This is a genomic window from Pseudomonas migulae (assembly GCF_043225285.1).
Lineage (GTDB): Bacteria > Pseudomonadota > Gammaproteobacteria > Pseudomonadales > Pseudomonadaceae > Aquipseudomonas > Aquipseudomonas migulae_C.
Genome location: NZ_CP171224.1, coordinates 4,718,607 through 4,734,048, shown reverse-complemented (window position 1 = coordinate 4,734,048; position 15,442 = coordinate 4,718,607). Strand labels below are relative to the sequence as shown.

Sequence of the window (15,442 nt, the reverse complement as noted above, 5' to 3'; positions counted from 1 at the left end):
GCTTAAGCGTCCGTCAGGGCGGAAACCACCAGATCGCTGCTGCGCTGGGCATACGCCGTCAGCACTTCGCGGATCTGCGGAAAGTCACGGGCGATCACGGCGGCGAGCAAGCGCTCGAACAGCTCGAGAAACTCGCTCATCTCAGCCTTGCGCTGGTCCAGTGCGAGGAAATACGCACGGCTCATGGCCGGTTGCAGATTCTCGACGGTTTCCTGCAAGTACGGGTTGTTGGCGAACGGGTACGCCGCACGCATCACGCTGAAGCTGTCATCGACGAAGGAGCGGATGTCCTGGCGCTCGTAACTGGCGGTCAGGCGCTGCTGGATCTGCACGAACGGCGCCAGGTCGGCCTGGACTTGCCAGCCGTTGGCCACCGCGTTGCCGAGCAGGATGTACAACTCGCTCATCAGCGCGCACAGGCTCTGCACCTTGTGGGCGGTGAGTTCGGTCACGTGGGCGCCGCGTCGCGGCAGGATCGCGATCAGGTGGCGACGCTCGAGGATCAGCAAGGCCTCGCGTACCGAGCCGCGGCTGACATTGAGGGCCAGCGTGACCTTCTGTTCCTGGATGCGCTCCCCGGGCTTCATTTCGCCACGAATGATGCGTTCGGCGAGGTGGTGAGCAATTTGCTCGGCGAGGCTGTCCGGCGCCTTGAACGTCATGGTTGTCCCTTCAAACTCTTCGATCTGCACAAGCGGCGCAGTGTAGCGCAGATGATGGGTCATGGCGGAGTGCCCACTCGGCGGTTTTTGGCACGAATCCCGCAAAAAAGCAGGCTATCCCGTGAGGGTCAATAATGAAGGAACGAGTCGTTGATCGACAAAACGCTATTTCCTGACCTTTAAGTCAGAAAATCATTGACCCAAAAGTCAGACCTGATAAATTCGGTCCACGTCGGTTAACAACAATAATGAGTCTGCGAGGCCTTCCGTGATCCAGTTTTTACTAAACCAGGAACTCCGTAGCGAGCACGCCCTGGACCCGAACCTGACCGTGCTCAATTATCTGCGCGACCATGTGGGCAAACCCGGCACCAAAGAAGGCTGCGCCAGCGGTGACTGCGGCGCCTGCACCGTGGTGGTCGGCGAGTTGCAGACGGATGACGCGGGCCGCGAACACATTCGCTATCGCAGCCTCAACTCGTGCCTGACGTTCGTTTCGTCGCTGCACGGCAAACAGCTGATCAGCGTCGAAGACCTCAAGCACAAAGGCGAACTGCACAGCGTGCAGAAAGCCATGGTCGAGTGCCACGGCTCGCAATGCGGCTTCTGCACCCCCGGTTTCGTCATGTCTCTGTTCGCGCTGCAAAAGAACAGCGATCAGCCGGACCCCCACAAAGCGCACGAAGCCCTCGCCGGCAACCTGTGCCGCTGCACCGGCTATCGGCCGATCCTGGAAGCCGCCGAGCAATCCTGCTGCGGCAAGCAACCGGACCAGTTCGACGCCCGTGAAGCCGAGACCATCACCCGCCTGAAAGCCATTGCGCCCACCGATATCGGCGAGCTCAACAGTGGCGACAAACGTTGCCTGGTGCCGCTGACCGTGGCCGATCTGGCCGACCTCTACGACGCTTATCCACAAGCCCGCCTGCTGGCCGGTGGTACGGACCTGGCGCTGGAAGTCACCCAGTTCCATCGCACCTTGCCGGTGATGATTTACGTCGGCAACGTCGCCGAGATGAAGCGCATCGAGCGCTTTGAAGATCGCCTGGAAATCGGCGCCGCCACCGCCCTCTCCGACTGCTATGAAGCCTTGAACGCCGAGTACCCGGATTTCGGCGAATTGCTGCATCGCTTCGCTTCGTTGCAGATCCGCAACCAGGGCACCCTCGGCGGCAACATCGGCAACGCTTCGCCGATCGGTGACTCGCCACCGCTGCTGATCGCCCTGGGCGCGCAGATTGTCCTGTGCAAGGGCGACACCCGTCGCACCCTGGCGCTGGAAGATTACTTCATCGATTACCGCGTCACCGCGCGCCAGGAAAGCGAGTTCATCGAGAAGATCATCGTGCCCCGCGCCAGCATCGAGCAAACGTTCCGCGCCTACAAAGTATCGAAGCGCCTGGACGATGACATCTCCGCGGTGTGTGCGGCCTTCAACCTGCGCATCGACAACGGTGTGATCGCTGATGCCCGCGTGGCATTCGGCGGCATGGCGGCGATTCCAAAACGCGCGAATAACTGCGAAACCGTACTGCTCGGCGCGCCGTTCAACCATGCCACCGTCGAGCGCGCCTGCGCCGCCCTGGCCGAAGATTTCACCCCGCTTTCGGACTTCCGCGCCAGCAAGGAATACCGCCTGCTCAGTGCGCAAAACCTGCTGCGCAAATACTTCATCGAACTGCAAACGCCGCACATCGAGACTCGGGTGACCGCTTATGTCTAACCATCACGCCGTAGAGAAGACCCAGGCCGAACTGGCTGAACTGTTCGCCAAGGACCTGACCACCGGTGTCGGCCGCAGCGTCAAGCACGACAGCGCCGCCAAGCACGTGGCCGGTGAAGCGCAGTACATCGACGACCGCCTGGAATTTCCCAATCAGCTGCATGTTTATGCACGCCTGTCGGACCGCGCCCACGCGAAAATCATCAGCATCGACACCAAGCCTTGCTACGCCTTCGAAGGCGTGCGCATCGCCATCACCCACGAAGACGTGCCGGGGCTGAAAGACATCGGCCCGCTGATGCCCGGTGATCCGTTGCTGGCCATCGACACGGTGCAGTTCGTCGGTCAGGTTGTCATGGCCGTGGCCGCCCGCGACCTCGAGACCGCACGCAAAGCCGCCATGGCCGCGGTGATCGAATACGAAGACCTGGAACCGGTACTGGATGTGGTCGAGGCCTTTCGCAAAAAACATTACGTGCTCGACAGCCACACCCATGAACGCGGTGATTCGGTCAACGCGCTGGCGACAGCGAAAAATCGTATCCAGGGCACGTTACACATCGGCGGCCAGGAGCACTTCTACCTCGAAACTCAGATCTCCTCGGTAATGCCCACCGAAGACGGCGGCATGATCGTCTACTGCTCCACGCAGAACCCCACCGAAGTGCAAAAGCTGGTGGCGGAAGTACTGGACGTGTCGATGAACAAAATCGTCGTCGACATGCGCCGCATGGGCGGTGGTTTCGGTGGCAAGGAAACCCAGGCCGCGAGCCCGGCCTGCCTGTGTGCGGTGATCGCGCGTTTGACCGGCCAGCCGACCAAGATGCGTCTGCCACGGGTCGAAGACATGTTAATGACGGGCAAGCGTCACCCGTTCTATGTCGAATACGACGTGGGCTTCGACGACAGCGGGCGCCTGCACGGCATCCTGCTGGAACTGGCGGGTAACTGCGGCTGCTCGCCGGACCTGTCGAACTCGATTGTCGACCGCGCGATGTTCCACGCCGACAACTCGTACTACCTCGGCGACGCGACCATCAACGGTCACCGCTGCAAGACCAACACCGCGTCGAACACCGCGTATCGGGGTTTCGGCGGCCCGCAAGGGATGGTCGCCATTGAAGAAGTGATGGACGCGATCGCCCGCCATCTGGCCCTGGATCCGCTGGCCGTGCGCAAGGCCAACTACTACGGCAAGACCGAGCGCAACGTCACCCATTACTACCAGACCGTCGAGCACAACATGCTCGAGGAAATGACCGCCGAACTGGAAGAAAGCAGCCAGTACGCCGAGCGCCGCGAAGCGATTCGCCGCTACAACGCCAACAGCCCGATCCTGAAAAAAGGTTTGGCGCTGACCCCGGTGAAATTCGGGATTTCCTTCACCGCCAGCTTCCTCAACCAGGCCGGTGCGCTGATCCACGTCTACACCGACGGCAGCATCCACCTGAACCACGGCGGCACAGAAATGGGCCAGGGGCTGAACACCAAAGTCGCGCAGGTCGTGGCCGAAGTGTTCCAGGTGGAAATGGACCGTGTGCAGATCACCGCGACCAACACCGACAAGGTGCCGAACACCTCGCCGACCGCCGCGTCGAGCGGTGCCGACCTGAACGGTAAAGCCGCGCAGAACGCCGCAGAAATCATCAAGAAACGCCTGATCGAATTCGCCGCCCGCCAGTACAAGGTCAGCGAAGAAGACGTGGAATTCCACAACGGTCACGTACGGGTTCGCGATCACATCCTGACGTTCGAAGCGCTGATCCAGCAGGCGTATTTCGCTCAGGTGTCGCTGTCGAGCACCGGGTTCTACAAGACGCCGAAAATCTTCTACGACCGCAGTCAGGCCCGTGGCCGGCCGTTCTATTACTACGCGTTCGGCGCGGCGTGCTGCGAAGTGATCGTCGATACGCTGACCGGCGAGTACAAGATGCTGCGCACCGACATTCTCCACGATGTCGGCGCCTCGCTGAACCCGGCGATCGACATTGGCCAGGTCGAGGGCGGATTCATCCAGGGCATGGGCTGGCTGACCATGGAAGAGCTGGTGTGGAATGCCAAGGGCAAGCTGATGACCAACGGCCCGGCGAGCTACAAGATCCCGGCTGTTGCGGACATGCCGCTGGACCTGCGGGTGAAGCTGGTGGAAAACCGCAAGAACCCGGAAGACACGGTGTTCCATTCCAAGGCCGTGGGCGAGCCGCCGTTCATGCTCGGCATCGCGTCGTGGTGTGCGATCAAGGACGCCGTGGCGAGTCTAGGTGACTACAAGCACCAGCCGAAAATCGATGCGCCGGCGACTCCGGAGCGGGTGTTGTGGGGGTGTGAGCAGATGCGCCAGTTGAAGGCGGCGAAGGCCGTTGAAGCCGAAACCGAGTTGGCTTCGCTCTAAGACCGAGGCGCGCCCATCGCTGGCAAGCCAGCTCCCACAGGATCTGAGTTGAATCAAAATTCTGTGGACACCACAAGACACTGTGGGAGCTGGCTTGCCAGCGATGAGGCCGGAACAGACAACAGAAATGTTGAGGTGAAATATGTACAACTGGATCGACGCCCTCGCCGACCTGCAAAACCGCGGTGAACCCTGCGTGTTGGTGACCATCATCGAAGAGCTCGGCTCGACTCCGCGCAATGCCGGTTCGAAAATGGTCATCAGCGCCAGCCAGACCTTCGACACCATCGGTGGCGGACACCTGGAATACAAGGCCATGCAGATTGGCCGCGAGATGCTCGCCAGCGGCAAGCAGGACACGCACCTGGAGCGCTTCAGCCTCGGCGCCAGTCTCGGCCAGTGCTGCGGCGGCGTGACCGTGTTGCTGTTCGAACCGATGGGCCAGGTCCAGGCGCAAATCGCCGTGTTCGGCGCCGGCCATGTCGGTCGCGCGCTGGTACCGCTGCTCGCCAGCCTGCCCTGCCGGGTACGCTGGATCGATTCCCGGGAAGATGAATTCCCGGAACAGATCCCCCACGGCGTACGCAAGATCGTCGCCGAAGAACCAGTGGATGAGATCGACGACCTGCCCGCCGGCAGCTACTGCATCGTCATGACCCACAACCACCAGCTCGACCTCGAACTCACCGCCGCGATCCTCAAGCGCAACGACTTTGCCTACTTCGGCCTGATCGGTTCGAAGACCAAACGGGTGAAGTTCGAACATCGCCTGCGCGACCGCGGTTTTGACAGCAGCGTGCTGCAACGCGTGCGCTGCCCGATGGGCATCGGCGAAGTCAAAGGCAAATTGCCTGTGGAAATCGCCATCTCCATCGCCGGCGAAATCATCGCCACCTATAACGCGAATTTCGGCCAGAACACTGCCAGCGCCGGATCGTCGATTGCCAAACTGCTGCCTGCTTCACGCCGCAGCCAAGCCTCTAATTGAGAACGCCCATGCCTCTGACTCGCAAAGCCTACCGCGCCGCCATCCTGCACAGCATCGCCGACCCTGCCGAAGTCGGGATCGAAGCCTCGTACGAGTATTTCGAAGACGGTTTGCTGGTGGTCGATAACGGCCAGATCAGCGCCCTCGGCCATGCCAGCGAATTGCTGCCGACCCTGCCGGCCGATATCGAGATCACCCATTACCAGGACGCCCTGATCACACCCGGATTCATCGACACCCACATCCACTTGCCGCAAACCGGCATGGTCGGTGCCTACGGCGAGCAGCTGCTGGACTGGCTCAACACCTACACCTTCCCGTGCGAAAGCCAGTTCGCCGACAAGGCCCATGCCGACGAAGTCGCGGACATTTTCATCAAGGAACTGCTGCGCAACGGCACCACCACGGCCCTGGTATTCGGCAGCGTACACCCGCAATCGGTGAACTCGTTCTTCGAAGCCGCCGAACAGCTGGACCTGCGAATGATCGCCGGCAAAGTGATGATGGACCGCAACGCGCCGGACTACCTGACCGACACCGCCGAATCCAGCTACGTCGAAAGCAAGGCGCTGATCGAACGCTGGCACGGCAAGGGCCGCTTGCACTACGCCGTGACGCCGCGCTTCGCCCCGACCAGCACCCCGGAACAACTGACCCTCGCCGGCCAGTTGCTAAGCGAATTTCCGGACCTGTACATGCAGACCCACATCAGCGAAAACCTCAAGGAAGTCGAGTGGGTCAAGGAACTGTTCCCGGAGCGCAAGGGCTACCTCGACGTCTACGATCACTACCAGTTGCTCGGCGAGCGTTCGGTGTTTGCCCACGGCGTGCACCTGTGCGACGACGAATGTGCGCGCCTGGCCGAAACCGGTTCGGCGATCGCCTTTTGCCCGACCTCGAACTTCTTCCTCGGCAGCGGTTTGTTCAACCTGCCGATGGCCGAGAAGCACAAGTTGAATGTGGGCCTGGGCACGGACGTGGGCGGCGGCACCAGTTTCTCGCTACTGCAAACCTTGAACGAGGCGTACAAGGTCATGCAGTTGCAAGGCGCGCGACTGAGCCCGTTCAAATCGCTGTACCTGGCGACCCTCGGCGGTGCTCGCGCGCTGCGGCTTGAGGACAAGATCGGCACGCTGCAACCGGGCACCGACGCAGACTTCCTGGTGCTGGACTACAACGCCACACCGCTGTTGAGCTATCGCTTGAAGCAGGCAACCAACATCGCCGAGACACTGTTCGTGTTGATGACGCTGGGGGATGACCGGACTGTGCTGCAGACGTATGCGGCGGGGGCGCAGGTGCATCAGCGCTGAGTTTTCTCCAGGCATAAAAAATCCCCCGTGATCATCAGATTCCGGGGGATTTTTTATGCCCTGTAGGAGCGAGCCTGCTCGCGATGGTCGTTAACGATTACGCAGGGAATCTGATACCCCGCGGTGCCCTCGAGACCATCGCGAGCAGGCTCGCTCCTACAGGGGACTGTGTCAGATTTTCGCTGGCGAACGCCCTGGCTTCTTGGTCTGCAGCAGATGCGAGAACACCGCATGCAGATCATCCGACGCACTTTCCTCGTCGAGGTTGAGCTTGCTGTCGATGTGATCCATGTGATGCATCATCAGGTCCACCGCCAGCTCACCGTTGCGCGCTTCGATGGCGTCGATCAGCTGGGTGTGCTCGTCGTAGGAACAATGCGAACGGTTGCCGCTTTCATACTGGGCAATGATCAACGACGTCTGGGATACCAGGCTGCGCTGGAAGCTGATCAACGGGGCATTCTTCGCCGCTTCGGCCAGTTTCAGGTGGAATTCGCCCGACAGACGGATACCGGCACCGCGATCGCCGCGGGAGAAGCTGTCGCGTTCGTCGTTGACCATCTGGCGCAATTCGGCGATCTGCTCGGCGGTGGCGTGTTGCACCGCCAGTTCAGTGATCGCGCGCTCCACCAGACGGCGGGCGAGGAACACCTGGCGCGCCTCTTCGACACTCGGGCTGGCCACCACCGCGCCGCGGTTCGGTCGCAGCAGCACGACGCCTTCATGGGCCAGGCGCGACAGCGCACGGCGAATGATGGTGCGGCTGACCCCGAAAATTTCCCCCAGCGCTTCTTCGCTCAACTTGGTGCCGGGCGCCAGGCGCTGTTCGAGGATGGCCTCGAAGATATGCGCGTAGACAATATCGTCCTGGGTACCGCTACGGCCGGCTTTGCCTGCTCGCGGTTGTTTCTTGAGGGGTTGCAACTGTTCGTTCATGGGCACTCGAGTCGGGAGAACTGCGGCGAATTGACCGTGACTGTAATACGGCACAGTGGGTCGCTGGCAAGTATCGCGTAAAAAACACCGCGATTGTACACAATGGATGGTGGCAACACGACTGTACGGCTGTTTGTCGCCTTTGCTGTATTGCAACGATTGCTTACGTTTGAGTTTAGGCTTAACCGCAGAATCCGCAGCCAACAAGATCCCCTGTAGGAGCCAGCTTGCTGGCGATGGTGTGTCAGACACATTGACGTTGACTGACACACCATCGCCAGCAAGCTGGCTCCTACAGGGGGTCGCGCTGCAACGGATATTTTCGTACGCATTAAGGAACACCGTTGTCATGAACGACGCCATTCACACGCCGCTCCGCCCGTTGGCGGACACGTCCCCTTCCGCCATCGTCGCCGGCTTCATCGCGATGATGACCGGCTACACCAGCTCCCTGGTGTTGATGTTCCAGGCCGGGCAAGCGGCGGGCCTGAGCAGCGGGCAGATTTCGTCGTGGATCTGGGCGATTTCCATTGGCATGGCAGTGTGCTCGATCGGCCTGTCCCTGCGTTATCGCACGCCGATCACCATTGCCTGGTCGACGCCCGGCGCAGCGTTGCTGATCACCAGCCTGGGCGGTGTGAGCTACGGCGAAGCGATTGGCGCCTACATCACCTGCGCGGTGCTGGTCACCGTGTGCGGCCTGACCGGCAGCTTCGAACGCCTGGTGAAGAAGATCCCGGCCTCCTTGGCCGCCGCGCTGCTGGCGGGGATCCTGTTCAAGATCGGCAGCGAAATCTTCGTTGCCGCCCAGCATCGCACCGCGCTGGTGCTGGGCATGTTCTTCACTTACCTGGTGGTCAAGCGCCTGTCGCCGCGCTACGCGGTGCTCGCTGCGCTGCTGATCGGCACTGCGCTGTCAGGGTTGATGGGGCTGCTGGATTTCAGCGCGTTTCACCTGGAAGTGGCGACACCGGTCTGGACCACGCCGCACTTCTCCCTGGCCGCAACCATCAGCATCGGCATTCCGCTGTTCGTGGTGGCGATGACCTCGCAGAACATGCCGGGCATCGCGGTGCTGCGCGCCGACGGCTACACGGTGCCGGCCTCGCCGCTGATCACTACGACAGGCATCGCCTCGCTGCTGCTGGCGCCGTTCGGTTCCCACGGGATCAACCTGGCCGCCATCAGCGCGGCAATCTGCACCGGGCCGCATGCTCACGAGGATCGCAACAAGCGATACACCGCGGCGGTCTGGTGCGGGATTTTCTACGGGATTGCCGGGGTGTTCGGCGCGACGTTGGCAGCGCTGTTTGCCGCGCTGCCGAAGGAATTGGTGCTGTCGATTGCGGCGCTGGCGTTGTTCGGCTCGATCATCAACGGCTTGAGCATCGCCATGACCGAAGTGAAGGAACGTGAAGCGGCGCTGATCACCTTCATGGTCACGGCGTCGGGGCTGACGCTGTTTTCCATCGGTTCGGCGTTCTGGGGGATTGTGGCGGGGGTGTTGACGCTGGTGATTCTGAATTGGCGCAAGGCTGCTTAATACACACCGTCACCTGTAGGAGCGAGCCTGCTCGCGATGGACGTTAACGATAACGCGGGGGAATCTGATACCCCGCGGTGCTCTGAAGTCCATCGCGAGCAGGCTCGCTCCCACAGGGGAGCGGGCGGTGGTTTCTGGCAGGCATAAAAAAACGGCGACCCGTGGGTCGCCGCTTCTTTTATGACATCAAGCCATGACATCAAGCTACCGGATTGATCGGCTTTTCCGGGTACCAGACGTCGATCAGCGGGCTGACGGTGACTTCGGTCAGTTCGCTGCGGCCCTTGAGCCAGGCTTCAACAGCGGCACGCTGCTCTTCGGATACCGAGCCACGCTTCTGCAGGCAAACCAGACCGACGTCGTCGCCGCCAACATAGCCCAGACCGTTGGCTTCCATGGCTTCTTTCAGGAACGCGTCGAGGAAAGCATCAATGGCTTCATCAGCCAAATCTTCTTTGAAATCCAGGTTCAGTTCGAAACCCAGCTCTTGAAATTCATCGACGCACAGTTTTTTGCGCAGACGCTGGGAACGGTTAGTCGCCATTGGAACAATCCTCATAAGTAATAACGGGCGGCACTTTAGCAGTTTAAGCCGCCAATTGCCCGATTCTCTGGGCGCAAGGCGTTACCGTCGGTAAAAAAATAGCGGATTAGGTGACTCGGGTACGGCACAAGCCGCTACACCTTGGGGCATAATGCCGACACTTTCATGATCACTGAGGGAATTTATCTTCATGCCCTCGTCTTTTCCCCCCTCGGCTGTAGGGTCTTATTTCATATGATCAAATCTTTGCGTCCACTGTTGCTGGCCAGTCTTCTTCTCCCCCTGGCCCTCCCCGTTTCCGCCGCCACCATCAACACCGCCCTGTCGCCCAATGTCGAAAAGGCCCTGAAAGCCAGCAAGCTGCAGGACAACGCCCTGTCGCTGGTGATGATCCCGCTCAACGGCCCGGGCACCCCGACGATTTTCAACGCTGACGTCTCGGTCAACCCGGCGTCCACCATGAAACTGGTGACCACCTACGCCGCGCTGGAAATGCTCGGCCCGAACCACCAGTGGAAAACCGAGTTCTACACCGACGGCACGCTCAGCGGCGGCATTCTCAACGGCAACCTCTACCTCAAGGGTGGCGGCGACCCGAAACTGAACATGGAAAAACTCTGGCTGCTGATGCGCGATCTGCGCGCCAATGGCGTGACCCAAGTCACCGGCGACCTGGTGCTGGATCGCGGCTTTTTCGTGCAACCGCAATTGCCCGAGTTCAACGATGACGGCAATGACGAGAACAAACCGTTCCTGGTCAAACCCGACTCGCTGCTGGTCAACCTCAAGGCCTTGCGCTTTGTCGCGCGCAACGACGGTGGCCGGGTGCTGATCTCGGTGGAACCGCCGATCTCCAGCATCCGCATCGAAAACCAGGTCAAGGCCGTCAATTCCAAGCAATGCACCGGTGGCGTGCGCTACAACCCGGTGGCTCAGCCTGACGGAACCGTCACCGTGACCGTCGGCGGTCAGTTGGGCGATGGCTGCAGCTCCCAGACTTACCTGTCGCTGCTCGACCATGCCACTTACACCGCAGGCGCGGTTCGGGCGATCTGGAAGGAGCTGGGCGGCAGCATTCAGGGCAAGGACGTTCTGGCACCTACGCCAAAAGACGCCAAGGTCCTGGCTCGTGCGTTCTCGCCGGACCTGGCGGAAATCATCCGCGACATCAACAAATACAGTAACAACACCATGGCGCAGCAGCTGTTCCTGAGCCTGGGCCAGCGCTTCCGCACCGATGCCGATGCTGACGACGCCAAGGCCGCCCAGCGTGTAGTGCGTCAGTGGCTGGCGAAGAAAGGCATTACCGCGCCGCACCTGGTGATGGAGAACGGTTCCGGCCTGTCCCGCGCTGAACGTGTGAGTGCACGGGAGATGGCCGCGATGCTGCAGGCCGCGTGGCGCAGTCCGTACGCCGCCGAGTTCATCAGTTCGATGCCGATTGCGGGGACCGATGGCACCATGCGTAAGCGTTTGAAGACCACTGCGATGCGCGGTGAGGCCCACGTCAAGACTGGCACCTTGAACACGGTGCGTGCGATTTCCGGTTTCAGCCGCGACGTTAATGGTAATACCTGGGCGGTGGTGGCGATTCTCAACGACAAGGCTCCGTTCGGTGCGTCGTCGGTGCTGGATCAGGTGCTGCTGGATTTGTATCGCCAGCCGAAATTGCCGGAGACGGCTTCGGTTTTGTAAGGCGCCTTGATGTGACTGGGCTTTGGGGGCATATCCATTGCTGCGGTAACGGCGGCTATTGGTTTCGCCCTTACGGCGAGTTACTTGGAGAAGCGCCAAGTAACCAAGCGCTTTTGCCCCTTTCGTTCGGTGCCTCGCCTAGGCTCGGCATTCCCTCGCTCCGGTCCTGCTCCGTGGGCCCGCCGCGATCGGCCATCCATGGCCGTGCGCGGCTAACCCGGCATCCATGCCGGGTTGTCCACTGCGCAGAACCTCCACTCGGCCTCTCGAGGGGGCGACCACCGCCACAGCCGCCGAGGCGGCCTTAAAGCCGACCTGGCTCTCCGCTTGACCGCATTCCCCCTGTGGGAGCGAGCCTGCTCGCGATGGACGTCAACGATAACCCGGGCTGTCTGGATGAACGCGGCGTCTGGACGTTTTTCGCGAGCAGGCTCGCTCCCACACGGGGATCGGGTTCACACGGTCAAAACTGTAGGAGCCAGCTTGCTGGCGATGGACGTCAACGATAACGCGTGCTGTCTGGTTGAGCGCGGCGTCTGGACGTTTTTCGCGAGCAGGCTCGCTCCAACACGGGGATCGGGTTCACACGGTCAAAACTGTAGGAGCCAGCTTGCTGGCGATGGACGTCAACGATAACGCGTGCTGTCTGGTTGAGCGCGGCGTCTGGACGTTTTTCGCGAGCAGGCTCGCTCCCACACGGGGATCGGGTTCACACGGTCAAAATTGTAGGAGCCGGCTTGCTGGCGATGGACGTCAACGATGACGCGGGCTGTCTGGATAAGCGCGGTGTCTGGGCGCTTTTCGCGAGCAGGCTCGCTCCCACACGGGGATTGGGTTCACACGGTCAAAACTGTAGGAGCCAGCTTGCTGGCGATGGACGTCAACGATAACGCGTGCTGTCTGGTTGAGCGCGGCGTCTGGACGTTTTTCGCGAGCAGGCTCGCTCCCACACGGGGATTGGGTTCACACGGTCAAACTGTAGGAGCCAGCTTGCTGGCGATGGACTTCAACGATGACACGGGCTATCTGGATGAACGCGGTGCCTGGGCGTTTTTCGCGAGCAGGCTCGCTCCTACAGGGGACTGGGTTCACACGGTCAAAACTGTAGGAGCCAGCTTGCTGGCGATGGGCGTCAACGATGACGCGACTTGTCTGGATAAGCGCGGTGTCCGGGTGTTTTTCGCCGGCAGCGTGGATTAGTTCATCTCCCCTTCAACCCGATCCCGCCCGCCCTGCTTCGCCGCGTAGACGCCAGAGTCCGCCCGCAGCAACAGCGCATCCGCGCCCTCGCCGACCCGCCAGCTGGCAATGCCGAAACTCGCGGTGACGATGCCGACGTCGTCGATCGGTGAGCTGCGCAAGCCCTGCCACAACTCCAGCGCCAGCACATGGGCCTGTTCGCCGTCGATGTCCGGGCAGAGCACCATGAACTCCTCGCCGCCCAGGCGACAGAACACATCGGTGCGGCGCAGCCGGTGGCCAATGCGCTCGCACACCGCCTGCAACACCCGATCGCCCACCGCGTGGCCATGCTGGTCATTAATGCGTTTGAAGTGGTCGATGTCGAGCATGATCACCGACAACTCGCCGCCACCGCGCTCGACCCGCGCCATCTCGGTGGTCAGGCGCTCCTGGAAGTAGCGTCGATTGTGGATGCCGGTCAGTGAATCGGTGATCGACAGCGCCCGCAGCTCCTCTTCCACGCGTTTCAGGTCGGAGATGTCCGAGATGTAGCCGTGCCAGAGCACGCCGCCACCGGGCAGTTCTTCCGGGGTCGCTTCCCCCCGCACCCAACGCAGTCCGCGCACGGGCAGTTGCACGCGGTATTCCTCGCGCCACGGGCTGAGCGTGTCCGCAGAGGCCCGGATCGAGGCGCGGACCCGGGTGGTGTCCTGAGGATGAATCCGGGTGAAAATCGCTTCGGCGTTGAGCAGCAACACATCCGGATCGAGTTCGTAGATCTCGCGAATGCCGTCGCTGGCGTAGATCACACTGAAGCGCCCGTCGAACTCCATCTTGAACTGGTAGATCCCGCCGGGCACATGGGCGCTGAGTTTCTTCAGCAACAAATCCCGCGCCGCCAGCGCCTCGTGCACCCGCTTGCGCTCAGTGACGTCGATGCAGATCGCCAGGTGCCCGACCCACAAACCCTGCTCGTCGAGCACCGGGGTCGCCAGCATGTTCACGGTCAAATGGCTGCCGTCGCCACGGACCAGCGTCCACTCCCGCGCCTCGTGACCACCGTCCTCGCCGCCCTCGACCAGCATCGCCTGGCAGGTCGGAATCGGCTTGCCGTAGCGCGCGCTCAACTCCGCCGACCGCGCCGCCAGTTCCCGGGGCAGGTGCAGGTTTTCCAGGGTCATGTGGCCGACCACTTCCATGTTGGAGTAGCCGAGCATCTGCTCCGCCCCGGCGTTGAAGGTACTGATGACGCCGCGCAGGTCGGTGGCGATGATCGCTACCTGAGTCGCGGCATTCAGCACGCCACGCAACTGACCGTGGGTGCCGCGCAGTTCCTGCTCGCGGGCGCGCAGTTCCTGGGTTCGTTGCTCGACCATCTTCAGCGCGCGCTGACGCTGGCTGACCAGCACATAGAGCAGCGCACTGAGCAACAGGCTGAGCAGACCGCCCAGCACCACCAGGCTGTTCACCGAAGAATGATTGGCCTGCAGGAAGGCTTCGCTGGGCTGGATGTCGACCTGATAGTCATGGTCGGCGAGCCGCAACAGCCGGGTCGCGGACAGCTCACTGGCGGCGGGTCCGTTGGGGGATTCGTAAAGCACTTCGTGCTGGTCGTCGGTGGACAGGTCGAGGATGCGCACCGAAAGGTAATCGCGCGCCGCCTCCGGCAAGCCATCGGCCAGCAACTGGCGCATGCTGATCACCGCCATCACATAGCCGAAAGGTTTTGACGTCGGCTGCTCGCGGAGCATGACCGGCGCAACCAGCAGCACGCCCCGGGCATAGGCCGGCTCGATACTGACCAGGTGCATCGGCTGCGACACCGCCATCTGCCCATGCTGGTCGGCCCGTTCGAGAGTGGCGCGGCGCAGGGGTTGGGCCAGCAAGTCGTAGCCCAGCGGCGAGCCGAGTTTGCTTTGCGTCTGGCTGTAAAGCACCACCACGTACTCATCGCGCTCAGCCGCCAGTTGCAACTCACCGTCGGCATTCAGTTCACGAATGTTGAAATCGGGTAAGCCCTCGCTACGCACCTGGCGCTCGAATTCCGCGCGTTCGGTGCCGCTGACCCGCCGGGCGAACGAATACGCCTGGGTCCGGTGCAACAGGGGTTGGGTGTAGCCGTTGAATTCCTCGCGGGCGACCGCATCGGAGTTGGCAAAGAACCGGCGCAGGCCGTCGAGGCGCTGTTCCTGATCTTCAAAGCGTTCTTCGATACGGCTGTAACGTTCGCTGGCCAGCAGTTGGAAACGTTGCCGCAATTGATGGTGAAACAGATTCAGTGTCGACCAGGTCAGCAGCGCCGTGAGAACTCCACCAATAAGCAATACCAGCAGCGCGACCAGCCAGGCCGAAGCGTCTTCACTGATAAAACCCAGGATCTTGGGGCGCACGGCGTGCAACGACATAAAGGCAAACTCAAAATACCAAGCGCCGGGAAAACCCACAGGCCCTGCTTGAGTTATAG

At 61.5% G+C, this 15,442-nt stretch carries 11 protein-coding genes; 7 read left to right on the top strand and 4 right to left on the bottom strand.

Annotated features, from left to right (window positions below; all coding sequences use genetic code 11):
• Positions 1-2: 2 nt before the first annotated feature.
• Positions 3-662 carry a GntR family transcriptional regulator gene (locus ACF6ZU_RS21685; RefSeq protein ID WP_392893865.1) on the bottom strand — a complete coding sequence of 220 codons (660 nt, stop codon included), beginning with the start codon at positions 660-662 and terminating at the stop codon, positions 3-5.
• A gap of 268 nt (positions 663-930) precedes the next feature.
• Between ACF6ZU_RS21685 and xdhA the strand changes: the two genes are divergently transcribed.
• The 4 genes from xdhA (at position 931) to guaD (ending at position 7,078) form a co-directional block, all read left to right on the top strand.
• Positions 931-2,385 carry a xanthine dehydrogenase small subunit gene (xdhA, locus tag ACF6ZU_RS21680; protein ID WP_392886842.1) on the top strand — a complete coding sequence of 485 codons (1,455 nt, stop codon included), beginning with the start codon at positions 931-933 and terminating at the stop codon, positions 2,383-2,385.
• The gene (xdhB, locus tag ACF6ZU_RS21675) at positions 2,378-4,777 is read left to right on the top strand and encodes a xanthine dehydrogenase molybdopterin binding subunit (RefSeq protein WP_392886840.1); all 2,400 of its coding nucleotides are present in this window, start codon (positions 2,378-2,380) and stop codon (positions 4,775-4,777) included. Before xdhA ends, xdhB begins: the two co-directional genes overlap by 8 nt.
• 142 nt (positions 4,778-4,919) lie before the next feature.
• Positions 4,920-5,765: a xanthine dehydrogenase accessory protein XdhC gene (gene xdhC / locus ACF6ZU_RS21670; protein WP_392886838.1), complete on the top strand. Its 846-nt coding sequence runs from the start codon at positions 4,920-4,922 to the stop codon at positions 5,763-5,765.
• Positions 5,766-5,773: 8 nt separating this feature from the next.
• Complete coding sequence (guaD, locus tag ACF6ZU_RS21665; protein WP_392886836.1) at positions 5,774-7,078, top strand: guanine deaminase; 1,305 nt, start codon at positions 5,774-5,776, stop codon at positions 7,076-7,078.
• 171 nt (positions 7,079-7,249) lie between these two features.
• Here guaD and ACF6ZU_RS21660 read toward each other — a convergent pair whose 3' ends face one another.
• Positions 7,250-8,014 carry a GntR family transcriptional regulator gene (locus ACF6ZU_RS21660; protein WP_392886834.1) on the bottom strand — a complete coding sequence of 255 codons (765 nt, stop codon included), beginning with the start codon at positions 8,012-8,014 and terminating at the stop codon, positions 7,250-7,252.
• Between the two features lie 349 nt (positions 8,015-8,363).
• Between ACF6ZU_RS21660 and ACF6ZU_RS21655 the strand changes: the two genes are divergently transcribed.
• On the top strand, positions 8,364-9,557 hold the full coding sequence (locus tag ACF6ZU_RS21655) for a benzoate/H(+) symporter BenE family transporter (protein ID WP_392886831.1): 1,194 nt from the start codon (positions 8,364-8,366) through the stop codon (positions 9,555-9,557).
• Between the two features lie 199 nt (positions 9,558-9,756).
• Here ACF6ZU_RS21655 and ACF6ZU_RS21650 read toward each other — a convergent pair whose 3' ends face one another.
• On the bottom strand, positions 9,757-10,101 hold the full coding sequence (locus ACF6ZU_RS21650) for a YggL family protein (protein ID WP_392886829.1): 345 nt from the start codon (positions 10,099-10,101) through the stop codon (positions 9,757-9,759).
• A gap of 234 nt (positions 10,102-10,335) precedes the next feature.
• On the opposite strand from ACF6ZU_RS21650, the gene dacB reads away from it, so the two are divergent.
• Positions 10,336-11,796, top strand: a complete 1,461-nt coding sequence (dacB, locus tag ACF6ZU_RS21645; RefSeq protein WP_392886827.1) for a D-alanyl-D-alanine carboxypeptidase/D-alanyl-D-alanine-endopeptidase — start codon at positions 10,336-10,338, stop codon at positions 11,794-11,796.
• A gap of 873 nt (positions 11,797-12,669) precedes the next feature.
• Positions 12,670-12,996: a hypothetical protein gene (locus ACF6ZU_RS21640; protein ID WP_392886825.1), complete on the top strand. Its 327-nt coding sequence runs from the start codon at positions 12,670-12,672 to the stop codon at positions 12,994-12,996.
• Here the strand turns inward: ACF6ZU_RS21640 and ACF6ZU_RS21635 are convergent.
• Positions 12,993-15,383, bottom strand: coding sequence for a diguanylate cyclase (locus ACF6ZU_RS21635; protein ID WP_392886822.1), 2,391 nt, complete (start codon positions 15,381-15,383; stop codon positions 12,993-12,995). The two genes, ACF6ZU_RS21640 and ACF6ZU_RS21635, sit on opposite strands and share 4 nt — an antisense overlap.
• Positions 15,384-15,442 lie beyond the last annotated feature (59 nt).